Origin of the sequence: Enterobacter quasiroggenkampii (assembly GCF_043972695.1) — a bacterium.
Lineage (GTDB): Bacteria > Pseudomonadota > Gammaproteobacteria > Enterobacterales > Enterobacteriaceae > Enterobacter > Enterobacter quasiroggenkampii.
In genome coordinates this window covers 2506589-2531135 of record NZ_CP143745.1, presented here as the reverse complement: position 1 = coordinate 2531135, position 24547 = coordinate 2506589, and the positions used below count along the sequence as shown (strand labels likewise).

Here is a 24547-nt window from a genome sequence, read left to right as displayed (position 1 = left end):
GGTTAGGGTTTTGGCCACGAAAGACGTGGGTAATGTTCATTTATAGCACATTAATTGCCTGACAAATAATTTACATCTCAACCATTTACGGCAGTTAATGAGACCTTTTGACTCGGCTGTACAACTTACCAGCACATACGCTTTTTGTACAATATATCCTGCACTCCACCCCCATCACAACGCTAACCCAACGCAATGAAAAATAAATGATTTATAAGATATATCGTAAAAAATCTAAAAAATTGTACATTTTAGATGTACAGATTTGAAAATTATGTATACCTTAAATGTAACGTTACTGATTACAAAATTTTACAGGAGCGAAACATGCAGCAGAAAGGTTACGTCGCAGATTCCGCAGCAGCAATCGCACAGTACTTCGAAAAAGCCGCGCTTCCTACCCAGCAGGAAACGCTGGGCCAGGTGGTGGTTGAAATTCTCAGCGACGGGCGAAACCTTAATCGCAAATCGCTTTGTACAAAATTGCTGAGTCGCCTCGAAAAAGCCGACGGCCCGGAAGAGGAAGAGCATTACCACATGCTGCTTGGTCTGCTCTTCGAACGGTAAGGATATGAATAGCAGTAACGCAGACCGACTAATAGACCAGCTTATCGGTGAAGCCGTTCTCTCTCTTCTAAAAGAGCGGGGACCGGTGACAACTGAAGGCTTGCTACAGCGTCTGCGGGTCATGAAAGAACATGAAAAGGATCCCCAGCGGCGGGAGACACTTGCGGTGGTGATTGCCGAGATCGGCTCAAACAGCACCGCCTTTACACGTCGCAGAACCGCGCAAGGACGAACGAAAAGAGAGGGATCTCTCAACGATAACCGAGACAATGTTGTGCCGTTATTTGGAAGTGGAAAACCGTCCGATCCCAAAAAAATACATTGACTGCAATTTAACAGCTACGGTGAGAACAAATGAGACAAAATATTCAGCTTCAACCCGAATACCACTCTGCTTTTTTAGACAGTGCGCTGGCGGAGTATTTCCGCCATGCAGGCGATCGTTTTGCTGAAGAGTCCGCTATTTTTTCTACTGCAGTACGCTGTGTTCTGGCCTCCGAAGGGCATCTGTCCAATAAGGCGATCATCCTCTGGCTCATTCAGACGCTGGAAGCCACCAACGACGTGGTTCAGGCGGATGTGATTCGCAAGACGCTGGAAATCGTGGTGGGTTACACGATGGACGATCTCTGAGTTCCTGCTCGCCACGCCCCCTAACGTGTCATCGTCAAAACTGACGATCGGCCTGACGATGACACGCGCCCTCCCCGCATAACGCCCTGTAATCCACGCTAAATCAACCTGGCACGGTTCCTGCTTACCTCCGCATACGGGACTGGGTTTCCAGTCAACTTTGCTTCATTTCTTAACAGGTCTGTTATTGATGAAAAAGATCGCCAGCGTCTGCCCGTACTGCGGTGCAGGCTGTAAATTGAACCTTGTCGTTGAAAATAACCGTATCATCCGTGCCGAAGCAGCAGCGGGAGTCACAAACCAGGGCACCTTATGTCTGAAAGGATTTTACGGCTGGGACTTCCTTAACGATACCCGTCTGCTCACCCCTCGCCTCACCCAGCCCATGATCCGCTACCGCAAAGGCGAAGCCTTCACCCCCGTTACCTGGGAAGAGGCGATCCGCTACACCGCCCACAGGCTCAGCAGTATTAAAGCGCAGCACGGGCCGCGGTCGATCATGACCACCGGCTCGTCGCGCGGAACCGGCAATGAAACCAACTACGTGATGCAAAAGTTTGCCCGCGCAGTGCTGAACACCAACAACGTGGACTGCTGTGCGCGCGTCTGTCATGGCCCGTCCGTCGCCGGTTTACAGGAAACGCTCGGTAACGGCGCGATGAGCAACTCCATTAGCGATATTGAAAACTCAAAATGCCTGCTGGTCTTTGGCTATAACTGCGCGGACTCCCACCCTATCGTCGCCCGCCGCGTGCTGAAAGCGCGTGAAAACGGCGCAAAAATTATCGTCTGCGATCCGCGGCGTATTGAAACGGCGCGTATTGCCGACCAACATCTGCAGCTGAAAAATGGCAGCAACATGGCGCTGGTGAACGCCTTTGGCTATGTGCTGCTGGAAGAGGAGCTGTACGATAAAAGCTACGTGGCGCGCTTTACGGAGGGGCTTGAGGCCTACCGGCAAACGGTAAAAGACTATGCGCCGGAAAAGGTCGAACATCTTACCGGCATCCCCGCCCGTGACGTCCGCCAGGCAATGCGCACCTTCGCGGCGGCCCCTTCCGCCACCGTGATGTGGGGGATGGGCGTGACCCAGTTTGGACAGGCTGTGGATGTGGTCAAAGGGCTGTCCAGCCTGGCGCTGCTGACCGGGAATCTCGGTCGCCCCGCCGTCGGCGTCGGGCCGGTGCGCGGTCAAAACAACGTCCAGGGTGCCTGCGATATGGGCGTTCTGCCGAATATGTTCCCCGGCTATCAGGATGTGACCGATCCGGCGGTCAGGCAGAAGTTCGCCGACGCCTGGGGAATTGACGTCAATGCGATGGACGATCGCGTCGGGACGCGCATTACCGAAGTGCCGCACCTTGCGCTGGAAGGCAAGGTCAAAGCCTATTACATCATGGGGGAAGACCCGCTTCAGACCGAAGCCGATCTCGGCCTGGTGCGCAGCGGTTTTGAGGCGCTCGATTTTGTCGTGGTTCAGGACATCTTTATGACCAAAACGGCAGAGGTGGCGGACGTTCTGCTCCCGGCCACCTCATGGGGTGAACACGGCGGCGTCTTTACCTGTGCCGATCGCGGCTTCCAGCGTTTTGGCAAAGCCATCGACGCCAGCGGCAACGTGAAGCGCGACTGGGAGATCATCAGCCTGCTCGCCACCGAGATGGGCTACCCGATGCATTATGACTCCAACCAGCAGATCTGGGATGAGATGCGCGCGCTGTGCCCACTCTTCTACGGCGTGACGTATGAAAAAATGGGCGAGATGGGCCACGTGCAGTGGCCCTGCCCGACGCTGGATCACCCCGGTACGCCGTACCTGTACAAAGACAATCAGTTCGACACGCCGAGCGGTAAAGGGCAACTCTTTGCCGCACCGTGGCGCGCGCCGGCGGAAACCCCGGATGCGGATTTCCCGCTGGTGCTGTGTACGGTACGCGAGGTGGGACACTACTCCTGCCGCTCCATGACCGGGAACTGCGCCGCGCTGCAAAGCCTGGCCGACGAGCCGGGTCGGGTGCAAATGAACCCTGCCGATGCAGAAAAGCTGGGCATTACTGACGGGCAGCTGGTCTGGGTACGTTCACGTCGCGGAAAAGTGATTACCCGCGCCAGCATCAGCGAGCGTATCAACGCCGGGGCCGTCTATATGACCTATCAGTGGTGGATTGGTGCCTGCAACGAGCTGACCCAGGACAACCTCGATCCCATCTCCAAAACCCCGGAAACGAAGTACTGCGCGGTGCAGCTGGAGGCGATTGAGGACCAGCGCTGGGCGGAGGACTATGCCGCGTCGGCGTATCAGTCCATGAAGTCGCGGCTGATTAACGCGGTGAATATCTAAGGGAAACACCCTGTAGCTTCTGGTCTACCCGGCCCAAGGATAAGTGTTTTTGGAGCCGGGTAAACACTAACGAAACTGCTCTAATGCTTCGCGAAACAAATTGGGGTTACAGCGTTTTTCCAGTAAGCGGTTCAGGAGCTCAAGCAACTCGTGTTCACTGCTCAGGTTGAACTTATGCATAACAGCATACTTATGGGCATAGATCGTCTTTGGCGTGAGCATCATCTCTCTGGCTATGTTTTTGACGGATTCCCCCTTGTAAAGACCGGCCATAATATTGAGTTCGCGCTGTGATAACGTTTTATGCTTACAGCTTTCACAGGATTTTAAAAAGACAGGGATAGCTGACGCACTGTAGGCCACCCATGCCTGACGGAATACCCTTTTCAACAGATAGAGTGGTGCTGAGCGTGATACAAAATAAGTCTGCTGAATGCAGAACGGTAAAAATGATGATGACGGTTCTTCCGCTTCAGTAATACCAATGATGACGCATTTACGCGCACTTTTTAATTCTGGAAAGCAGGTATGGTGTTCACCCTTACTGAACGCATAAACGATAATTTCCGCCCGGGCAATATCCTCAGGCACATAGCCGTTGAGAAAATGGACATTTTTCGCATATTCATTTTTAAAAAAATCGCCAATAAATGACCTAAGGCTATGGTGATATAAAAAATCTTCTTCTTTAATTAAAACATTTATCATTTATCAGACCGGGACATAATCAATACTGAACCTTTTCTCAGGCCAAAGAAATCCTTGCATTAAATTGCATCCTGTACCCTGAGCCAATGCAAGTAGCTCGTTATCTTCGATGCCCTCTATAAGCACCTGCTCTACCATCAACGAGCAGTAGGCAATCATTGACTTTAATATCCATGGGGAACCTCTGTTTTCCCATAGGCTCATTTTATCTACCTTGACACCGTCAAATAAACAAATGCGTTCACCCAGCAGTGACAAATGCTCATGTTTAATATCATCCAGCCATATCTTTGCACCTGTATTTTTTATTTTTTGATGCATGGAGTAAAAAACCTCCTGTTCTTTTTTTGACAATGAAATAAAATTACAGGGATCTTGTATCTCAATAACAATGCCAGAGTGCAGGCTGGGCAATAGTTCATCAATCAAAACTGAACGGCAGAGTAATTTCGCAGGCACATTAATAAAATAGGCTTCACTGTCTACACACAGAGAAGCTATACGCAACTGCCAGCGTAATAAACGAAAGCTAGCATTTAAAGACATCTTTTCAAAAAAGGTTTCGCAGTCGATCCCCTGGCGTAAGGCACTTAGCATTTCCCATGCCTTTATCTTTTTTTCCTGTGAAGAATAGATAGGCTGGAACCGAACACCACATATAGCATGCTCAAGCAAGGAATTTATCAGCATGGAAGTCTCAAACTTATTTTTCTTGGAAAAGATATTTCAGCCGTTATTGATAGGTAAAATCAACGTTCATTACCGACAGGAACGTTCCGGCAGTGGAATTTCCTTGCGGCGTAAACATTCTCGCTGACAGCGGAAATGTTGAACTGCGCGTGCTGCTATCGACATTCACCTGCATTGTGCTGTTTACGCTATATGTTGTCGCATGATCCCTGCTGGCGATACGTAATGCAACATTGTTGCTGGTCCCGCTGTTTTTCCATGCGGTGGGATCTTGCGTATCGGCATTACCGGTAAATTTGGCCGTTACGCTGCTGGTGCCTGCAGGGCAGCTTTGCACCAGCAGATCAAAGTCAGACCAGACGCCCCCATCACCGGCATTAATGAGATTCTGCTTGGTATCTTCCCCCAGATTGACCACTTTAGAAACGGTGCCCGTGTCAACGACACACGGGCTGGCAATGACCTGGCCGGAAATATTAATATTGGAGTCCGCTCTACCCATTAGCGGTAAGGTTAAAAAAACCAATACGACCGAATAATTTTTTATAAACATAGCACACCTCTGGCACCCGCTTATAAGCGGGCGTTCAGCTTTAATCATAATTAATCAGTTATATTGCATGGTGGCAACAATAACGGAATTAATGGTTCCCGGCATGACGCTACCCGATGCAGAATAAGCTTTTGCCTGCATAGCTAACGAGGCGGTACGATCGCCTTGAACGGTTTGGGTCACAGAACTCCCGTTCCCCAACAGATTGCCATTGCTGGCCTGATACAGCCCCACCGCTACGTTAGTCGCGGTCCCTGTGCTCTTATAATAGTTGGCACCTGCGACAGGGTCCGGCGTTCCGCTGAAGGTTACTTGCACACTACTCGTTCCTACAGGGCATGCTGTTATCGGAAGAGTAAATGCCACGGGGGTAGAGGTTGCTCCCGCACTGGCAAGTGTAGAGGCCTGAATAGTCGAACCTAAATCCACGTTCAGGTTGGCACTTCCTCCATTGATTACGCAAGGAGAAGCAACAATAGTACCCGTAACGTTAATATTTACCGTATCAGCCGCCATGGATGAAAAAGATACCATCGCCGCAATAGCCATAAGTTTAAAATTCATGATTTACCCTCCTATTGATAAGTAATATTTAATGTTGCGGTTGCATTCGCCGTACCTGGACTCACTGCCGTCTTAGTTTGATAATAACGGGCTACGATTGGGAATGACTCCAGCCCACCGCCAGATTGCTTAAGGAAAACGGTATTATTAAGATTGAGAGGTGTGCCACCATATAATATTTGCACCCCCACTCCCTGTGCCACCCCCGGACCGCCCTGGCCCGATAAGGCTAAAACGCTGGTATTGGCCACATCAGGGTTTTGCTGTCCACTTAAAGAAATGTTGATATTTGCGCCAGGATTGCAGCTCAATCCGAGATTCTGGGCAACCTGAGCATTGGCTGGCGTTGTACCCACTGTTGAGCCAAAGCTTGTCGCAGGGATATTACCTATCGGAAAACTCAGCGAGCCCGAAGAAAGACTGCAGGCAAGTGTCGTAATGCTTCCTCCAGTAATGTTCCATGTCGCAATGAAAAATTGGTTTGAAATAGATATGTTAGCAATTTGTCCACTGCGAAGTGCACCCGATACAGCTGGAGCGGTAGTCCTGACCAACTCAACTTTATACATATAAGAAGCACTATAGCTGCCAATAGTAAATGACATCGGAAAGTAATGGTGGAAACCGCCGCCTGAATCATTTTCTGACACACGAATGCCGTATCCACTTACGCCTATATCATAGAGGCTATTCCCAAGGGAACTACCACTCATCGCTTCCTGATAATTATTCGTGGAATCAGTACATGAGAAATTCACATTGTAAATACCCGACTGTGCAGCGACAACCGTTCCCGGCGCCACATCGCGCTGCGCAGTAATTGTACTAAAATTCAAATTAAAGTTTTGCGCAGAGATATTGTTCGTACAGCCTGCAAAGCTTTCTACGGATATTAATGTCAAAAGCAACAGCAAATAATATTTAAATGCATTCATTTTCTTTCCTATCGACAGACAGTACTGACAACCGCAATGTTATTTTTAACATCGGTAGGTTTTAAAATATATGAGGCTTTACACTGTTTATCACTACCCTCCCCCCACTGAGCGATAAGGTCGATATTTTCGCCTAAGCCTGTGAGATAAACCTGTCCATTATTACCGACAATAAAGCCACTGTTTTTAATCCCATTGACGCTGACAATCGCCCCAAATGGAACAGGCTTTCCGTTACCACGCAATAACGTAAATAATGCACGTTGACCGACGTTGGCAGTGTATTCAGCGCGAACAACAGCCCCACGCGTTGGCACAACGGTTCGGGTCGTGAGATCCAGTTCTACATCATCGGACATACTTTCTGGATCGATTACAATATCGTTTTTACGGTAGACGTTGACGTTATTTACCGTTGTATATCCCCGATAGTCCGTTTTCGCGCCCGTTTGGTTTCGCACCGTCAGACCTTTCGCCCCCGGGACTTTTACCAGGACGTTCGTTTCTCCCAGCGGTTGCGATAACGTCACGCCGTCAGCATGCGCGATGACGCCGCCCTGAATACCATAGTTCAGACGCTCATTATTCTGGTCGTAGCTGTATCCGGCCGTCACCTCACCATAGGTACCCTTGTAATCACCGTTCACGTTGCCGCTGTATCCGACATTGTCACTGCCGTACCCCTGTTGAACGTTCCAGTTCAGGGCATTGTTATCCAGCGCGGTCCCGTTGATGCCAACCGTATGGGTCGTTCCGCTATTTTTACTGTTACTGACGCTATAGTTTGCCCACGTCTGCGGCAGGAATTTATCCAGCGGCACGCTAATGTTAAAGGCCACCATCCGGTCTTTGTCATAGCTTGTCGGGTTACCATAGGTGCCTGGCGTGCCGTTTCGCGTGGAGGTATACGTCAGGCCGTAGCTGATGCCGTTCCAGAAATTGTTATACCCCAGACTCCAGGACTCCATTGCTCGCCCGGAATTCCAGTAATCTTCGCGAACGGCGCTCACCATGATCGAACCTAATGAACCGCCCAGAGACTGGTTCATCGTCAGTTCCATACGGTTACGACGTCTGTTTTGCATCACACCGTTATCGCCATAGGAATCAAGCACTTCCTGCATTCCGTAAAAGCCTTTGGTCGAATAGCGGTAGCCTGCAATAGCAAAGTTAGTACCAGTTTCGACAAAGTTTTTACTGTAGCGCGCGCGCCAGGACTGGCCGCTATCGCTCGGCAGATTTTGTGGGGTGGACCATGCCTGAATGACGTCGACAGAAACTGCGCCGAGATCTCCCATGTTCTTACCCATACCGGCAGCGACCGACTGGTAGTGGCTGGACGTTTGACCACCGCCGTAAGCCGTTAAGCCATACGGTAAGCCATAGATGCCCGTAATTTGCGCAAACGGCGTCTTATCTACACTACTGTTGTAGGAACGATATTGCCCACCCGTGACGGCGTACTTGAATCGCCCTTCTCGTTGCAGTACAGGCAGTGACGCAAAGGGAACGGTAAACTGTTGAATGCTACCGTCGGCCTCTTTTATCGTGACCTGCAGATCGCCAGCCCCCCCTGTCGGATACATATCCGTAATCTCGAAGGCGCCAGGCGCAACGTAGGTCTGATAAATCTCATACCCATTCTGACGGACAATAACCTGCGCATTGGTACGCGCGATACCGCGGACGACGGGTGCGTACCCTTTGAGTGAATCGGGTTGCATATCATCATCGGAGGCCAGCTGCGCACCGCGGAACGGCATGCTGTCGAAAACATCAGCAGGCGCAGTGCTGTCCCCGAGCGTCATCTGTGCTTTTAGCGGTACGATCGCGCGCTGGGCGTAGGTATAAACGCTATCCCATTTGTCCTTGCCATCTTCGTCTCGTGACCAGGTCGTGTAATTGCGCAGACGCCATGGCCCGATGTTGATTCCCGGACGCAAATTAGCGTACTGCGTGTTGCTGGTATCACTGCTCCCGTTGCGCGAGCGGTTATTGGCCCCACTCAGGCTGTAGTTGAGCAGTGCAGCCGTGATTCCGTCATCCCACTGTTCCGGTGGAACGTATCCGCGGGCCTGACGAGAAATTGCCGCCTGAGGGATACTGATAAGCAGACGCTGCGCGCCAAACTGAAATTCAGTGGATCCGGAAGGTATCGCGTGCAGGTTCGCACAACGCTCGTTGTCCACTGCCAGCGCCGGGAACAGCTCGGTTTTTACGCCCCATTCTTTAAGCTGCTCCACGGTCAGACAAGGTTCTAATTTCCCCTCATCATTGGGAGCACCTGAGGTTTTGAATTCGATATCTCGCGTATCAACGAGTTCGTTATCCAGCATCACATCGACGTGATAGGTTCCCGGCGCCTGCGAGCCCGCTTCAAACGCAGCGAGATCGGCTTTACCCCCATTTTGCGGATTATCGAGTTCAACCAGGTCCGGGTTGAAGTAATCACGCGCCATGGCATTCTGCATTGAGCCAGCAAGGGCAAATGCAATTAATAAAGCCAATCGCGCAGGTTTAAAATTATTATATTCCCTTACTATCATCATTCACGTCACCTTGGAAACGACATTCCAAAACCAATTATTTTCACAAGCTTGCGCTTTGCATGTCACTCACCGCCCCATAATCATTAATGACTTTATAATTAATAGAGGTTGAGTTAGCGCCAGCAGGCAGCGTGAAATTCATTGATTCCCCAGGAAGTACATACGAAACATTTTCAATTTTTTTACCGCCCAGACTGATTTCATTGAAGTTAATGACATAGCTGGTTGGGTTGGTAACCTGAAGTTGGTTTCCATTGCGGCGCCAGGTTAACTTGTGACTCAGCTCCTGCGGCTGCTGAGATTTTAATCCTGCCGGACGATAAATCAGCTTAATGCGCGTTTTGATCGCAATTTGCAGCGTATTATCTTTTTTGGGCGCTGACGGTATCGCTTTAATATTTAGCCAGTAAAGACTTTCCTTATCCTGTGGCAAGTTGCCGGTCACTACGACACGCTCAATATTTTGCTGGCCACCATCGAGTCGATACAACGGAGGGGTGATAATAAAAGGAGCTTTCTCAGCGCCACCATATAATGTTTCAACCCACGACTGAATAAGGTACGGCGTCTTATCCGGGTTGTTAACATCAATGGAAGCTTCTTTTTTATTGCCATCATAGACGACACGCGTTCCGCCAATAATGACACCCGCATTGGCAAAGGACACGCTTGCTGAAATTACTGCGCAGGCAATTAAAGTTTTGCTAAGAAAATTCATTTTACACCTCGATAAAAAAGGGCCGTATACCGGCCCTCATATATGTTTCCGGTCAGGAAGATTACTGGTAGCTAACGGAGAAGTTAGCTACACCGTTTGCTGGACCTACGCCGACAGTTGCAGACGTTGCTTCGTACTGAGCAAAGAAGTCCAGTGTGTTTGGTACAGTTTCAGCCAGGCTGTATACGTGGCTGTTTACGCCCGCCAACGGCAGATCCTGGCTATCAGCCGTCATCAGGTTAATAGCAACGCCCGTTGCGCCACCGGTTACAGCCAGCAGGTTGGAGTTTGCTGGGTCCGCAGAACCGTCAAACTTGATAGTTGCACCTGTTACGGTTGCCGGGCAGTCGGTCAGAACGATAGAGAATTTAGTCGCAGCGGTTTTATCGCCAGCAGCGGTAAATTCAGATTTGCTGTAACGGCCCAGATCAACGGTCTGGTTTACAGAACCCGCGTCAACGGTGCACGCTGCATCGATGATTTCGCCGGTGAAATTAACGGTACCAGCAGCAGCGAAAGCATTAGACATGGTCAGAGCAGCAGTCGCAGCGAAAGCAGCAGCAATAATATTCTTTTTCATGATTTAATTTCCTTAATAACTTTATAAATTACCGAAATTTAGGCGGCAACATCCAGATGGATTTAGACCATTTATTTTTTGCGCCAGATATCTCATTTCCAACGTGCAGTAAGCAGAACGCAAAGATATTTATTCGATAACTTTGTTTTCATCCTCTCACTTGCTGAGGCGAAATTTACAGAAGTTTAATTTTCCCGACAAATGCTTTTTAGCCCAACCGTAGACTTTAATGTTAACATTTCCTTAACGCGAAAAAATTCTTTTAAACGCCCCTCGCCAGAATATTAAATATTTGTTAATGGCTAGGTCCATTATGAAACCAACCTATTATTTATTTACACTCTTCGCGGTTAGATAATCCCTGACACATCTTTTTGACTGACTCAAAGAGCGTCTGGAGTGATTAATATGAATACTAAAATTTCAACGGGGGAATTTACTGAGGTTACACCTGCACATGCATTCAAGCCCGTGAGTGATATCGATAAAATGATTGAACAAATCGCTCCCTTTGCCACACGTTTTAATGCGAATAAAGGCGAAATCCTGCGCTATCATTCCGGTAAAAAAAGAACCTGCTATATACTTCATCAAGGCGGCGTCACGCTGAATCGTCGAGGCGATGGTATGGTGCTTAACTCTGAACAAGCGACTTTCATTATGGGGATCAGTAATCAGTTCTCTCAGACCGAAAACCTTTACGTCCGAGTGAATGAAAATGCTGTGATGAGTCGCCTTCCACTGGAACGATTCAATCTGCTTATCGAGAGTTTTGGACTGTGGGAAAGCTTATGCAAATTAGTGATTTACACCGCTTCTCGCGTTTACGAGCATTGCACGTTGATATCGCAGATGTCCTCATATGAGATAATCCGGTTCCAGTTGCTTGAGCTGATGAACGAATCGGAGCGAATTCGCAGCAATATTACCGCAGCGAATTACATCCAAAGCAGAACCTACCTGTCTCGTAGTGGTATAATGCGGATTCTTGCAGATCTTCGGGATGCCGGATGCGTTGAGCTTAAACGCGGAATTTTGATTTCTATCAATCACTTACCGCTGAAATACTGAACAAAATTGGCGCCTCAGGAAGACTCAGCAGGATCCACGCTATACTGAATCCCATGACTACTGGAAGGTTTGACGGACAGGCGCACTTATGCTCGATGAGTTCTCCACAAAATGGGTATGTGATCCTTCATCAGCGACAAAATTGCTGATCGATTATCTTAAACACGGTTCAGATTTGAAAAAAGTGCTGCCACGCCGTCGATTAAATTTTGTGGTTGGCAATGAACGTCTCTGTTATGTATTACTCAAAGGACGCGTCATGATTCACCGCGGCAACGACGATTTAGCGATGGCAACGGTTCAAGGACCCGCGGTGATCGGCCTCAGTAATCTGCATCAGACCCAGATGCGCGGCTATATCAAAACGTTTAATAACTGTGACATCGTTACCCTCAAAACGGATTTTGTTAATGAGACAATTAAGAATCATAACCTTTGGGAGCCCCTGGCATATCATCTGATGGGCCTGGCAGGTAAGCTATTTCACAGTTATGAAGATTTAACGGGACCTTCCGCTTATGACATTGTAAGCGCACAACTTTATGCCCTCTCAAACGAAGAATCCTCATTCAGACTCAACGTTACTGCAGAAAGCTATATCAGAGATAAAACTCACCTCTCCCGTAGTGGCGTGATGCGCATACTGTCGGCATTAAAAGAAGGCGGCTATATCGAAATGCAAAGAGGAGTGTTACTCAATATTGTTAAGTTGCCTGATAGATTTTGATAGAAAGTTGCTTGGTCGTGCATCATTGTTTTCCAGCAATTCGCGAAGCAGGTTCGGCCGGCTCTTTTTCTCCATCAACCTTCTCAGCAATGCGATCATCTCGTAATCGTTTCGCAGATTAAATTTTTGCATCATCATATATTTGTGGGTAAAGACCGTTTTCTCGCTCATATCAAGCGCGTGAGCGGTCTGCATAACCGACAGCCCTCTGTAAAAATTCACCATAATACGAATTTGTTGCCGGGATAAACTTTTATGCTGGCAGTTGAAACAGTTCCTATTAGTCCACGTGTAACCCGGTAGTCGCGTCCTGAACCACGCGATAAACAGTTCGCCACTGATACGATCAATCGATGCACGGCGAGGAAGTAAAATGATGTCCTGAAAGCAGGAGGGCAACGCCGAAACCGGCTGCTCATCGTCGACGAACCCTATCACAATCCCTTTTTGCCGGGCCAGTAACTCGGGAAAACAGGTCAGTGTCTCACCCTGACATAATGACAGGATAATAATATCGGCCTGACTGACATTTTCATGGGTTAAGCCAGGATTAAATGTGATAGTGCGATGAAAGTTATGCTTAAAAAAACTCTCTAAAAAGTCCTGCAGCCCAGCCTGAAAAAACAGATCCGTTTCCTGAATCAGAATATTTAACATAGTTCATACCAACATCTTTAATAAACAGGTATCACTGACATTCAGTTGTACTGCATCGTCATCACGACAACGGCACTGATGCTTCCAGGCGTAGTACCGCCTGAAGCGGATTTTACCCAGGCCTGCATAGGCATCGTTGCAGTGCTGTCTGCCGCAATGGCCTTTGTGATGCTGGAGCCCGTCCCTTTAAGCGAGCCGGTTGCGGCGTCACTCATGGCGACGGCAACGCCGGTGGCCGAGCCGCTGTTCATGTAGTAGTCCGCGCCTGTTGCGGGATCAGGGGTTCCTGCGAACGTCACCGTGACGCTGCGGGTTCCCAGCGGACAGCCTGTAAAGAGCAGATCGAACGCAACCGGGTCTGACGTGGACCCTGGCGTCACCATATTGGAAGCCTGAATATTGCCGAGGTTGATATCCAGATTCGTATTCCCCCCGTTAAATACGCAGGGCGACGCAACGATATTTCCCGTTACGCCGATATTGACCGCATCGGCGGAAAACGCCTTCCAGCTCAACAGGGCAAGCAGGAGAGTTTTTTTGTGCGATATTTTCATCTTCTCACCGGCTACTGGTAGGTTAAATTAAGCGTGGCCGAGGCGTTTGCCGTTCCCGACTGAACGGTCCCCAGCGTTTGATAATAACGGGCCGTTAATGGGAGTGTTTCGACCCCACCCGCGGACTGTTTTAATAGCAGGCGGCTGTTCATGGCTAGCGGAGTACCGTTATAGAGGAGCTGAACGCCCACCCCTTTTGCCGTTCCGGTATTACCCTGCCCCGTAAGGGCCATCACGCTGGTATTGCTGATATCCGGGTTTTGGATGCCGCTTAACGTGACGTTGATATTGGTCCCGGCGCTGCAGTTTAATCCGAGATTCTGCGTATTTTGCGCCCCTGCCGGCGACGTTCCCACGCCTGCGTTAAAGGAAGAGGCAGGTATATTTCCAATGGCGAAGGTCAACTGTGGCGTATTGATCGTGCACGCCAGGGCATTGATCGTTCCGCTGCTCAACTGCGTTATCAGACCATCGCGATAAATAGCGTCGCTGCCCTGAAGGGTTACCACACCGATTACGCCGGGCGTGAGCGCCCCTGAGGAAACCGGCCCGGTCACCACCAGTTCAATTTTTCCGCCATACCAGTCGACGTATGAGGTTTGTGCGTTATATGAGAAGGTATTGCTCGGGTTTTCGAAATAATTATTCGATGAAAATCGGATCCCAATCCCGCTGACGTTGGTGTTGTAAACATGATTCCCATAGGTACTGAGCGTGGCGCCGTTATAACGCATGCTAAAACCTAGCATTAATGGATTGCTGCAGCCGGTCAGATAGGATCCCGTGTTTGACGCTGCCCCGGAAAATATCACCGTTCCCACAGGCGCATCGCGCTGCACGGTGAGGGTACCTACCGACAGCGTAGACGTCTGCGGTACGATCGTCGTGCACGTCCCGGCGTGGGCATAATTCCAGCCCGCAAAAAAACAGAGCAACAGCATAAATTTCATCGTTTTCATCTTAAAGTTCCTGACGGCAAAGGGCGTTAATGAGGGTGACGCCACCGTAGGTGGCCTGTTTCGGCAGGGTGAAATCCACGCGACACTGCTGGGCGGACTGATTTCCCCATGCCACGATCAGTGTCCCCTGCTCGCTCATGCCGGTTAAATAGACCTGTCCTCGATCGCCAACGATAAAGCCACCGCGACCGTCTTCGGCGAGCGTCACCACCGCCCCAAACGGAACGAAGCGGCCGTTGTCCATCAGGGTCATCAGCACCTTGCGCCCCACTTTGGAAAGGTAATCAGCCCTGACGACCGCCCCTCGCGTCGGCGTGACCGTACGCGTATTGATCTCCAGCTCAACGTCGTCAGGCATATTTTCTGGATCGAGCGTGAGGTCGTTTTTACGGTACACGGAGAGATTGCTGACTACCGTAAAGCCCCGGTAGTCCGTTCGTATGCCGGACTGGTTTCGAATATCCACCTCGTGGGCGCCGGGTGCCTTAATCAGGGCATTGGTTTCCCCCAGCGGCTGGGAAAAGGTGATACCGTCCGCGTGGGCCAGGATCCCCCCCTGCAGGCCGTAGTTCAGGCGCTCGCTGCTCCTGTCGTAGCCATAGCCCGCAGTCACTTCGCCGTAGGTACCTTTGTAGTCACCGTTCATGTTGCCGGTATAGTCGACGCCGTCCGTACCGTAGCCCTGCTGCACGTTCCAGTTCAGGGCATGGTTTTCCAGGGCCACGCCGTTCATACCCAAGTTGTGCGTGGTGCCATTATTCTTGCTGGCGTTCATGCCATAGTTTGCCCACGTCTGCGGGAGGAATTTATCCAACGGCACACTGACGTTAAATGCCAGAAGCTGATCGTGGTCATACGTTTTGCTGCTCCCGGTACCATAAGAGGCTGTGCTAGCGTTTCTGCTGTATGTCCAGGTCACGCCATAACTGATGTTATGCCAGTAGTTGTTATACCCGACGCTCCAGGACGCCATCGATTTACCCGAATTCCAGTAGTCTTCCCGCGCGGCGCTGAGGGTCAGGGAACCTAAATCCCCGCCCAGCGTCTGGCTCATGGTCAATTCGGCGCGGTTACGCCTCCTGTCCTGCAGCGCGGCACTGTCTCCCCAGGAATCCAGCACTTCCTGCATCCCGTAGTAGCCGCTGGTCGAATAGCGATACCCCGCAATCGAGAAGTTCGTTCCGGTATCGATAAAGTTCTTGCTATACCGCGCGCGCCAGGACTGCCCGCTGGTTTTTGCCGTGTTATCCGGTGTAGACCAGGCCTGGGTGACGTCGGTGGAGAGCGCACCAAAATCCCCCATGTTTGTCCCCCCGCCAACGGCGAACGAGCGGTACTTGCCCGATCCCTGCACGCCACCGTATAGCGTCAGGCCATGCGGGAGACCATAAATACCTGTCAGTTGCCCGAAAGGCGTCTTTTCCACGCTGCTGTTGTAGGCGCGATACTGACCGCCCGTGATGGCATACTTCAGACGTCCTTCGCGCTGCAGCACCGGCAGTGAGGCGTAAGGCAGTGTGAAATGCTGTTCGCTTCCATCCGCCTCTTTGATTGTCACGTCAAGATCCCCGGCACCGCCCGTCGGATACATGTCGGTAATCTCAAACGCCCCCGGGGCGATGTAGCTCTGATAGATCTGATAGCCATTCTGGCGCACCACCACCTGCGCATTCGTGCGCGCAATACCGCGAACCACGGGCGCGTAGCCCTTCAGAGAATCCGGCAGCATGTCATCGTCGGATGCCAACTGACCGCCGCGAAAAGGTATACTGTCAAACACGTCAGCCGGGGAAGAGCTGTCGCCGAATGTCAACTGCGCCTTCAGGGGAATAACAGCCCGCTGCGCATAGGTGTATACGGTGTCCCATTTATCCTGACCCGACGCCTCCCGGGACCAGGTTGTGTAGTTGCGCAGGCGCCACGGCCCAATGTTGATCCCCGGACGCAGGTTGGCATACTGGCTGTCAGTTCTGGCAGCCTCACCGGTTTTCGCCCAGGTATTGGCCCCGCTCAGGCTGTAATTGAGCATGGCGGCATTGATACCCTCGTCCCACATTTCCGGCGGCACATAGCCACGCGCCGGTATATCGATAGCGGCCTGCGGAATACTGATAACCAGACGCTGCGCGTTGAACTGGAAATCCGTCGAGGACAGCGGAATGGCCATAAGATCGGCACAGGTGCTTTTCGCCGAGGCCAGCTGAGGAAACAGCGCTGTCTTCACGCCCCACTGTTTTAATTGTTCAATGCTCAGGCACGGCTGTAATACGTCATTTCCGTCGGGCGTTTTCGCTGCGTCAAAGGTAATATCCCGGGTCTCAATGAGCCGATCGTCAAGAATAATATCAACATGGTACGTACCCGGCGCCTGAGAGCCTGCTTCAAACGCGGATAAATCGGCTTTCCCCATGCCTGGGTTATCCAGCTCAACCAGTTCAGTATTAAACGTTTCGCTGGCATAAAGCGTGGGAGAAGACCCCGTCATCGCCAGAGCGATGAGTGTCGCCAGGCGTCGTACTTTATGATGTTGTATTTTCATTGCGGATGACCTGAGTAATGCGGGTATTACCGTTTGCCAAAATCACAAACTGGCTTGATGCAACGCGCCGGGGCTTCCATAATCGTTGATAACTTTAAACGTCAGCGTATTTCCGCGGGTTCCATGAGATAACGGGAATCGGGCCGACGCGCCGGGTAATACATACGAAACATCGTCCAGTTTTTTTCCGCCCACGGATATTTCATTAAAATTGATGACATAGGGAGTCGGATTCTTTACCTGAATTTCATTCCCGTTGCGTTGCCATGTTAATTTTCCGGCCTGATCTTCGGGCGTTGACGCGTGAAGACTTGCCGGGCGATAAATCAACTTGATACGCGTTTTAACTGCAATTTGCAGTGAATTAGCCTGTTTCGTTGCAGAAGGAATGGCTTTTATATTGAGCCAAAATAAACTTTCTTGTTCCTGAGGGAGTGACCCGGTCATGACAATGCGTTCGATATTTTTCTGGCCACCATCCAGTCGATAAAGCGGAGGCGTAATGATAAAAGGCGCTTTATCTGTTTTCCCCTCCGGCACGTCAATCCACGACTGAATTAAAAAGGGCACGCTATCGGCATTGTCCACGCTAATGGATGCTTCTTTTTTTGCACCGTCGAAAATAACGCGTGTGCCGCCAATAATGACGCCAGCATGGGCCATTGAAAATGTCAGCGGTAACGCTGCCGCGGCCAGGCCGATTGTTGTGATAAAACGCATTGAATACCTCATAAAACAAAGGGGCCGGGTGGCCCCATACTGATTACTGCAAAAGACTTAGTTATAAACCACAGAGAAGTTAGCAACCGAGTTAGCCGGGCCCGCGGTCACTGATGCCGCAGTTGAAATATACTGAGCATAGAAATTGAGCGTATTATCAGCGGTGCTGCTCAACACATAGGAATAGCTGTTGCTACCATGCAGCGGCAGATCGGACTTATCGGCCGTCATCAGGTTGATGGCCACGCCCGTTGCTGCTCCCACAACGGAGGAATCAATCGCCAGCAGGTTTGCGTCGGTTAAATCTGGCGTGCCGTCAAAACGCACCTTCGCGGAGGTAACGGTCACCGGGCAGTTTTTCAGTACGATATCGAACTGCGTCGCTGCGGTTCTGGAACCCGTTGTCGGAAATTCCGTTTTATAATAATCGCCGAGAACCACGACCTGATTCTGAGATGCCACATCTACATCGCAGGCATTATCCAAAATATTACCGTTAAAATTAACCGTACCTGCCGCCGCGAAAGCCTGAGTCATTGTCAATGCAGAGCCTGCCGTAAAGATGGCAACAATAATTTTCTTTTTCATAAAGCCATTTCCTGTATTACTTTATTTATTACTGATATTCAGGCAAAACAGACGTTCCTCATTCTGCCATTCTTTTTCAGAGGCCATCAGAAACAAAATATAGCTCTCATCGTGTCGAGCGTTTCAGATTTGTGTTTCTGTCGACGAGTCAAAATTTATACAACACTTTTCTACGAAACAATCTTTTTTCAGGTCTAGCTGTAGACTGGGGTTTAACAAATAATAAACATTTTGATTGCGTGTTTTATCGCCAGTCTACTTTTAGACCTTCACCGTTTAACGATAAAATTCATAACGTTAAGATTCTCAACACCTCCGGTCTATTATTAGACTTTTGAGTGTTATTCCCTGCTTCGCAGCTTTTTAAGATAATTCTCCATGTCGATTGGAAAACGATCGCATCTGTTGACGTGAGGTATATTATGAACACGCGAATTGCAGCCGTATTAGACAATGAGAAATCGTTGGTGCTGGGATTAAAACCCTTAAGACACATAGAGCGTTTAATTGATAATGTCCTTCCTGGCGCAGAGAAGATCATTCTTTCGAAAAGTGAAGTCGTACAGTATTACCGAAATGACGAACGCCACTGTTTTATGCTGTTACACGGCAGCGTGGCATTGCACCGCCGCGGCGACGGTATTGTGTTAAATTCGGAATCGGCTCCCTTTATACTGGGTGTCAGCAGTCAGTTTTCATCGGAACATCTTTACGTCAGGGCACTGGAGACATCAGAACTCGCTTGCGTGTCGCTGGATGCGTTTAATAAAGTGGTTGCACAGCACGATCTCTGGGAACACTTTTCTAAATTGCTGATTTATACTGCATCGCGGGTGTACGAGCACTGCGCGCAAATTTCACAGATGTCCGCATACGATATCATCCGCTTTCAGCTGGTTGAATTAATGCAGGAACCTGAGACAATTAGACAAAACATCACCGCAGCGGCCTATATTAAGAGCCGTACCTATCTTTCCCGCAGCGGGATTATGCGGATTCTGGCAGAACTGCGTACGGGGAAATACATCACCATGGAACGTGGCGTGCTGATAGAGATTAATCATTTACCTCGGAAGTACTGAAATCACAATAATATCTGGAGATAGCACGAGAGAAGAGCGAAACTATAAGCATAAGATTATCTTCCAGGTTTACGGCTATGTCCTATACAGATAAATCGTCTCGCGGCTCCCCTTACGCCCAGGAACTGATCGCGCATCTGGAGCCCTATTGCACCGTGCGTCGAACAGGCCGCGGCGAACGACTTAACCTTGAGGTTGACGGTCAGGGGATCTGTTATTTAATCCTTGAGGGAACGATTGCCATCTACCGCAGCAGCGATAACATGATGCTCTCGACCTCCCGCAGCCCTACCCTGTTTGGTCTGGCTAACCTGACAGACATCTATTTTAATGATTACCTCATCACTGTGAGCCCTTGCCTGATTGGCAGTATCCCTACTGAACAGGTAGCTGACATTATTAAAGAAAAAGGGCTATGGGGACTGCTCTCTCAACAGCTCATGTTTGTCTATAGCCGTCTTTATAACAACGTGATGCCGCAGGGCGCGCCCACGGCGTATGAGATGATTCGCCAGCAGCTCATAAAACTGATGGATGAAGATGAGAGCTATCGCGGCAGCGTGACGGCGGAAAGGTATATCAGGGAGAAAACCCAGCTCTCCCGCAGCGGCGTGATGCGCATTCTGGCGGATTTAAAAACCGGCGGATTTATCGAAATGGAAGAAGGCAGGCTTATTAAAATCAACAAGCTCCCCGCTAAATACTGAACGTCAGACACAAAAAAGGCCGCTCTTGCGGCCTTTTTTACTCTCTCAATGGACGTGAACGCCCAACCGCCAGGCAAAGTAAATCTCTTCTTTCAACTCATTCGAAGAGAGCGCCAGCAAATCTGTAAATTCCAGCTCAAGCTGTTTCAGCTTTTTCAGGTACTGCGCCGGGGACAGATTGCTCTTATCGCGACGTAAATATTCAATTGCCAGCTGTGTTGGGGTTATTTCAGTATCCATGATGTCCTCGCTTATGTACAAAACCTGACCAGTATATCACAACCCACTGACTAGTTTTTGACCAAAGGCAAAACATCTGAAAACTTTACACGACCGCCGTCGTCAGCCGCGACGAGCAGCACAGGCGATCCTGCTCGTCGAGAATGTCAATCTGCCATACCTGATGGCGGCTACCGGCGTGCAGCGCGCGGCAAACTCCGCGCACGCGTCCGCTGCGTACCGAGCGGATATGGTTAGCATTCACCTCGAGTCCGACCACCTTCTGCTCCCCTTCGGTACAGAGATATCCCGCCACCGAGCCCAGAGTTTCGGCCAGCACGACGGACGCCCCGCCGTGCAATAAACCAAACGGCTGATGTGTGCGACGATCGACGGGCATGGTGGCCTCGATATCATCGTCGCCAATGCGGGTGAACTGGATATCCAGCAGCCCCACCATATTCCCCTCGCCCATGGCGTTCAGCGCCTGCAGCGTCACGGCACGTTTCCAGATCATCCAATTATCTCCAGTAAAGCCTGCAATGGGTGACGTACACCGTTACCTTCTACCCGTTTCACCTGGCTTCGACAGGAGTAGCCCGTTGCCAGACAGCGGTTTCGCGGCAAACGCTGCATCGCCTGATGCCAGGACAGCTCATAGATGCCGAGCGAGTTGGCGTGGTTTTTCACTTCGTGTCCGTAGGTGCCGGCCATGCCGCAACAGCCCACGCTGACGCTCTCCAGCTTCGCGCCGAAGCGGGCAAAGACGGACGCCCACTGCGCGGGGGCGCCCGGCAGCGCGGTGACTTCCGTGCAGTGTCCGAACAGATACCACGGTTCGCCGCTGACGTCCTGTACAGCTTTGCCTTCCAGGGCCATCGGCAGCCACTCGTGCACCAGCATGACGTGGAAATCACCGCGCTTGTCGCCCAGCGTCTGCTTGTACTCATCGCGATAGCACAGCACCAGCGCCGGGTCGACGCCGACCATCGGTATCGCGAGTTGCGCCACGCGGTTTAAGAAGTCAGCGGTTTTCTGCGCGGTCTTCGCAAAGCGCGTCAGGAAGCCTTTAATGTGCTGCGCCTTACCGTTGGGTGAAAACGGCAGGACCACCGGCTGATACCCCAGCTTTTCGGTCAGGCGGATGAAATCCGCCACGACCTGGGCATCGTAGTAGCTGGTAAACGGATCCTGCACCACCAGCACCACCTTCGCTTTTTGCTCAGGCGTGAGTGCCTCCAGCTGCTCCAGGGTCATATTCGCCGAGGGATGCCCGACGAGCTGGCGCTGCAGAGACGGCACCGACAGCAGCGGCAGATCGACCATGCCGATATGTTTTTCGGAGAGCTTGCGCACCAGCGGCTGGTTGATAAAGAAGTTGAAGGTCTTCGGCGCGCGCGCCATCAGCGGCGCGTAGCTTTCCACCGTTGCCACCAGATGGTCGCGCACCGGGCGGAGGTAGCGGGTGTGATACAGCTGCAGGAAGCGCGAGCGGAATTCCGGTACGTCGATTTTAATCGGGCATTGGGTTGAGCAGGCTTTACAGGCCAGACAGCCGGACATCGCCTCTTTCACCTCATGGGAGAAATCATACTCGCCCTTGTTGGCATGCCAGCTGTTGCGGGTGCGTTCAATCAACGAGCGCAGGCTGGCCCGTTTTTCCGGAATCTGCTGCTCCAGCCTGAGCGGGTCAACCCCGCGATCGGCCAGCAGACGCAGCCATTCACGTACCAGCGTCGCCCGCCCCTTTGGCGAGTGGATACGGTTGCTGGTGATTTTCATCGACGGACACATCGGGCTTTTCACATCAAAGTTAAAGCACAGGCCGTTGCCGTTACACTCCATCGCGCCGCGCCAGGAGGAGCGCACCGCAATCGGGATCTGTCTGTCGTACGTGCCGCGCTTGACGGCATCCACCTGCATCATTGGCGCGTCCACGCCTTCAGGCGGGCAGATTTTGCCCGGGTTGAGGCGGTTATGCGGGTCAAACGCCGCCTTCACCTTGCGCAGCTCCGCATAGAGCTGTTCGCCGAAGAATGCCGGGCTGTATTCCGCGCGGAATCCTTTCCCGTGCTCTCCCCAGAGCAGACCGCCATATTTGGCGGTTAAGGCCACCACATCGTCGGAGATCTGCTTCATCAGGATCTCCTGCTGCGGGTCGCACATATCCAGCGCCGGACGCACGTGCAGTACCCCGGCATCGACGTGGCCGAACATGCCGTAGCTCAGGCCGTGGCTGTCCAGCAGGGCGCGAAACTCGACGATATAATCCGCCAGATGCTCAGGCGGCACGCAGGTATCTTCGGCAAAGGGAATCGGCTTCGCCGCCCCTTTCGCATTGCCGAGTAGGCCCACGGCTTTTTTACGCATCGCATAGATACGCTCAATCCCGGCCAGATCGTTACAGAGCTGCCAGCCGATCACGCCGCCTTCGCCCTGCGCAATCAGCTCATCCAGCCGCTGGCAGAGCGTGGTGACCTGGCTCTCAATCAGCGCCGCATCGTCGCCGGCAAATTCCACGATGTTAAGACCGAGCATCTCTTTATCCGGCACGTCGGTAATGAGATCGCTGACGGAGTGCCAGACAATATCTTCCCGCGCCAGGTTGAGCACTTTGGAGTCAACCGTTTCCACCGACAGCGCTTTCGCTTCCACCATAAACGGCGCATTGCGCAGCGCGGAATCGAAGGAGTCATATTTGACATTCACCAGCCGACGCACCTTCGGCAAGCGGGTGATATCCAGCCGCGCCTCGGTGATAAACGCCAGCGTCCCTTCGGAGCCGGTGAGCACGCGGGTTAAATCAAACTGGGTCAGGTCGTCGTTAAAGACGTGACGCAGGTCGTACCCGGTCAGGAAGCGGTTCAGTTTGGGGAACTTATCGAGAATAAGCTGGCGGTTGTCGCGGCAGCGCTCCAGCACGATACGATAGATGCGTCCGCTGGCCGTGTTATCTTTGCCCAGCGTTTCCGCCAGTTCGACCGGCATCGGCTGCGTATCGAGAATATCACCGCCCAGCAGAACGGCACGCACGCCCAGCACGTGATCGGAGGTTTTGCCGTAGACCAGCGAGCCCTGACCGGAAGCATCCGTGTTGATCATCCCGCCGAGGGTCGCGCGGTTACTGGTGGAAAGCTCCGGGGCAAAAAAGTAACCGTAAGGCTTGAGGTACTGGTTAAGCTGATCTTTGATAACGCCCGCTTCGACCCGCACCCACCCCTCTTCCGGGTTGATCTCAATGATGCGGTTCATATAGCGCGACATATCAACAATGATGCCCTGGTTCAGCGCCTGACCATTGGTCCCGGTGCCGCCGCCGCGCGGCGTAAAGACCAGCGAGGCGAAGCGCTCCTGCGTGGCCAGCCGGGCAATCAGCGCGACGTCGGCCGTTGAACGAGGGAAAACGACGGCATCGGGAAGAAGCTGGTAAATACTGTTATCGGTCGCCATCGTCAGCCTGTCGGCATAGTTCGTGGCGGTATCACCTGTAAAACCCTGTTGCTCCAGTGCTTGCAAAAAATTAAGCACCAGCTGAACGACGCCAGGTGCCTGAGAAATCTGTGGGATCATGACTGTCGACCCTAATTAGAGTTGTATATACACGTCATCCTTCGAGCTGCCTCTGCGTTGGCTGCGTCTGCTTACCCCAGTCACTTACTTCAGTAAGCTCCTGGGGATTCTCAGACTTGCCGCCTTGATGCAACTCGAATGATTTTGTGTATAAAATCGTTTGCGTTGTGTCTGGAAAGTTTTATCACATTTTTTTCTTATAATCTCTGCCGAATTACAGGCAAAATCCGCCTGTCAAAAACCGCTGAGATCATCAATGATTAGAGAGACGCGGTTTTCCGTTCCCGCCAGCCATGCTGGCGTTCTTTTAAGGAAA

General features: G+C 51.2%; 25 protein-coding genes. 8 read left to right on the top strand and 17 right to left on the bottom strand.

Annotated elements, in window-relative coordinates:
* The first annotated feature begins 327 nt into the window (after positions 1-327).
* The 4 genes from ycgZ to fdhF all read left to right on the top strand — a co-directional run bounded on the left by ycgZ (position 328) and on the right by fdhF (position 3541).
* Positions 328-567, top strand: coding sequence for a regulatory protein YcgZ (gene ycgZ / locus V1572_RS12100; RefSeq protein WP_008500634.1), 240 nt, complete (start codon positions 328-330; stop codon positions 565-567).
* A 4-nt stretch (positions 568-571) separates the two neighbouring features.
* Positions 572-892 (top strand): hypothetical protein, encoded by a 321-nt coding sequence (locus V1572_RS12095; protein ID WP_048222719.1) that lies wholly within the window; start codon positions 572-574, stop codon positions 890-892.
* 29 nt (positions 893-921) lie between these two features.
* Positions 922-1200, top strand: coding sequence for a biofilm development regulator YmgB/AriR family protein (locus V1572_RS12090; RefSeq protein WP_023327185.1), 279 nt, complete (start codon positions 922-924; stop codon positions 1198-1200).
* A 190-nt stretch (positions 1201-1390) separates the two neighbouring features.
* Positions 1391-3541, top strand: coding sequence for a formate dehydrogenase subunit alpha (gene fdhF / locus V1572_RS12085; protein ID WP_262805516.1), 2151 nt, complete (start codon positions 1391-1393; stop codon positions 3539-3541).
* Between the two features lie 66 nt (positions 3542-3607).
* Here fdhF and V1572_RS12080 read toward each other — a convergent pair whose 3' ends face one another.
* The 8 genes from V1572_RS12080 to V1572_RS12045 all read right to left on the bottom strand — a co-directional run bounded on the left by V1572_RS12080 (position 3608) and on the right by V1572_RS12045 (position 10838).
* Positions 3608-4249, bottom strand: a complete 642-nt coding sequence (locus V1572_RS12080) for a LuxR C-terminal-related transcriptional regulator (protein WP_395299146.1) — start codon at positions 4247-4249, stop codon at positions 3608-3610.
* 3 nt (positions 4250-4252) lie between these two features.
* The gene (locus V1572_RS12075; RefSeq protein WP_395299145.1) at positions 4253-4939 is read right to left on the bottom strand and encodes an EAL domain-containing protein; all 687 of its coding nucleotides are present in this window, start codon (positions 4937-4939) and stop codon (positions 4253-4255) included.
* A gap of 43 nt (positions 4940-4982) precedes the next feature.
* Positions 4983-5492: a fimbrial protein gene (locus V1572_RS12070; RefSeq protein WP_196346182.1), complete on the bottom strand. Its 510-nt coding sequence runs from the start codon at positions 5490-5492 to the stop codon at positions 4983-4985.
* A 54-nt stretch (positions 5493-5546) separates the two neighbouring features.
* Positions 5547-6056: a fimbrial protein gene (locus V1572_RS12065; RefSeq protein ID WP_045910298.1), complete on the bottom strand. Its 510-nt coding sequence runs from the start codon at positions 6054-6056 to the stop codon at positions 5547-5549.
* A gap of 11 nt (positions 6057-6067) precedes the next feature.
* On the bottom strand, positions 6068-6991 hold the full coding sequence (locus V1572_RS12060; protein WP_262805512.1) for a fimbrial protein: 924 nt from the start codon (positions 6989-6991) through the stop codon (positions 6068-6070).
* A gap of 8 nt (positions 6992-6999) precedes the next feature.
* Positions 7000-9540 (bottom strand): fimbria/pilus outer membrane usher protein, encoded by a 2541-nt coding sequence (locus V1572_RS12055; RefSeq protein WP_395299144.1) that lies wholly within the window; start codon positions 9538-9540, stop codon positions 7000-7002.
* A 40-nt stretch (positions 9541-9580) separates the two neighbouring features.
* Positions 9581-10258: a molecular chaperone gene (locus V1572_RS12050; RefSeq protein WP_395299143.1), complete on the bottom strand. Its 678-nt coding sequence runs from the start codon at positions 10256-10258 to the stop codon at positions 9581-9583.
* A 61-nt stretch (positions 10259-10319) separates the two neighbouring features.
* On the bottom strand, positions 10320-10838 hold the full coding sequence (locus V1572_RS12045) for a fimbrial protein (protein ID WP_045910295.1): 519 nt from the start codon (positions 10836-10838) through the stop codon (positions 10320-10322).
* A gap of 408 nt (positions 10839-11246) precedes the next feature.
* On the opposite strand from V1572_RS12045, the gene V1572_RS12040 reads away from it, so the two are divergent.
* Together V1572_RS12040 and V1572_RS12035 are read left to right on the top strand one after the other, a co-directional pair.
* Positions 11247-11909, top strand: a complete 663-nt coding sequence (locus V1572_RS12040) for a winged helix-turn-helix transcriptional regulator (protein ID WP_048027568.1) — start codon at positions 11247-11249, stop codon at positions 11907-11909.
* Positions 11910-11997: 88 nt separating this feature from the next.
* On the top strand, positions 11998-12636 hold the full coding sequence (locus V1572_RS12035) for a winged helix-turn-helix transcriptional regulator (protein WP_072061296.1): 639 nt from the start codon (positions 11998-12000) through the stop codon (positions 12634-12636).
* Here V1572_RS12035 and V1572_RS12030 read toward each other — a convergent pair.
* Genes V1572_RS12030 through V1572_RS12005 form a run of 6 tightly spaced genes read right to left on the bottom strand, consistent with a single transcriptional unit; the run spans position 12601 to position 18653 of the window.
* Entirely contained in the window at positions 12601-13293 is a 693-nt protein-coding gene (locus V1572_RS12030) for a helix-turn-helix transcriptional regulator (RefSeq protein WP_395299142.1), read from the bottom strand. The genes V1572_RS12035 and V1572_RS12030 overlap by 36 nt on opposite strands.
* A gap of 41 nt (positions 13294-13334) precedes the next feature.
* Positions 13335-13847, bottom strand: coding sequence for a fimbrial protein (locus tag V1572_RS12025; protein WP_277718641.1), 513 nt, complete (start codon positions 13845-13847; stop codon positions 13335-13337).
* A gap of 11 nt (positions 13848-13858) precedes the next feature.
* Positions 13859-14806 carry a fimbrial protein gene (locus V1572_RS12020; RefSeq protein WP_111966852.1) on the bottom strand — a complete coding sequence of 316 codons (948 nt, stop codon included), beginning with the start codon at positions 14804-14806 and terminating at the stop codon, positions 13859-13861.
* A gap of 1 nt (position 14807) precedes the next feature.
* On the bottom strand, positions 14808-17345 hold the full coding sequence (locus V1572_RS12015) for a fimbria/pilus outer membrane usher protein (protein ID WP_395299141.1): 2538 nt from the start codon (positions 17343-17345) through the stop codon (positions 14808-14810).
* Between the two features lie 42 nt (positions 17346-17387).
* Positions 17388-18065, bottom strand: a complete 678-nt coding sequence (locus tag V1572_RS12010) for a molecular chaperone (RefSeq protein ID WP_262796121.1) — start codon at positions 18063-18065, stop codon at positions 17388-17390.
* Positions 18066-18122: 57 nt separating this feature from the next.
* Positions 18123-18653: a fimbrial protein gene (locus V1572_RS12005; RefSeq protein ID WP_395299140.1), complete on the bottom strand. Its 531-nt coding sequence runs from the start codon at positions 18651-18653 to the stop codon at positions 18123-18125.
* Between the two features lie 422 nt (positions 18654-19075).
* On the opposite strand from V1572_RS12005, the gene V1572_RS12000 reads away from it, so the two are divergent.
* Both V1572_RS12000 and V1572_RS11995 read left to right on the top strand, forming a co-directional pair.
* Positions 19076-19735: a winged helix-turn-helix transcriptional regulator gene (locus tag V1572_RS12000; protein WP_048027559.1), complete on the top strand. Its 660-nt coding sequence runs from the start codon at positions 19076-19078 to the stop codon at positions 19733-19735.
* 77 nt (positions 19736-19812) lie between these two features.
* The gene (locus tag V1572_RS11995; RefSeq protein ID WP_045910285.1) at positions 19813-20442 is read left to right on the top strand and encodes a helix-turn-helix domain-containing protein; all 630 of its coding nucleotides are present in this window, start codon (positions 19813-19815) and stop codon (positions 20440-20442) included.
* A 45-nt stretch (positions 20443-20487) separates the two neighbouring features.
* Here V1572_RS11995 and V1572_RS11990 read toward each other — a convergent pair whose 3' ends face one another.
* From V1572_RS11990 to V1572_RS11980, 3 genes are all read right to left on the bottom strand, one after another.
* Positions 20488-20682 carry a YdiH family protein gene (locus V1572_RS11990; protein WP_003857766.1) on the bottom strand — a complete coding sequence of 65 codons (195 nt, stop codon included), beginning with the start codon at positions 20680-20682 and terminating at the stop codon, positions 20488-20490.
* Between the two features lie 85 nt (positions 20683-20767).
* Positions 20768-21178: a 1,4-dihydroxy-2-naphthoyl-CoA hydrolase gene (gene menI / locus V1572_RS11985; protein ID WP_021241102.1), complete on the bottom strand. Its 411-nt coding sequence runs from the start codon at positions 21176-21178 to the stop codon at positions 20768-20770.
* Entirely contained in the window at positions 21175-24231 is a 3057-nt protein-coding gene (locus V1572_RS11980; RefSeq protein WP_395299139.1) for an FAD-binding and (Fe-S)-binding domain-containing protein, read from the bottom strand. Before V1572_RS11980 ends, menI begins: the two co-directional genes overlap by 4 nt.
* Positions 24232-24547 lie beyond the last annotated feature (316 nt).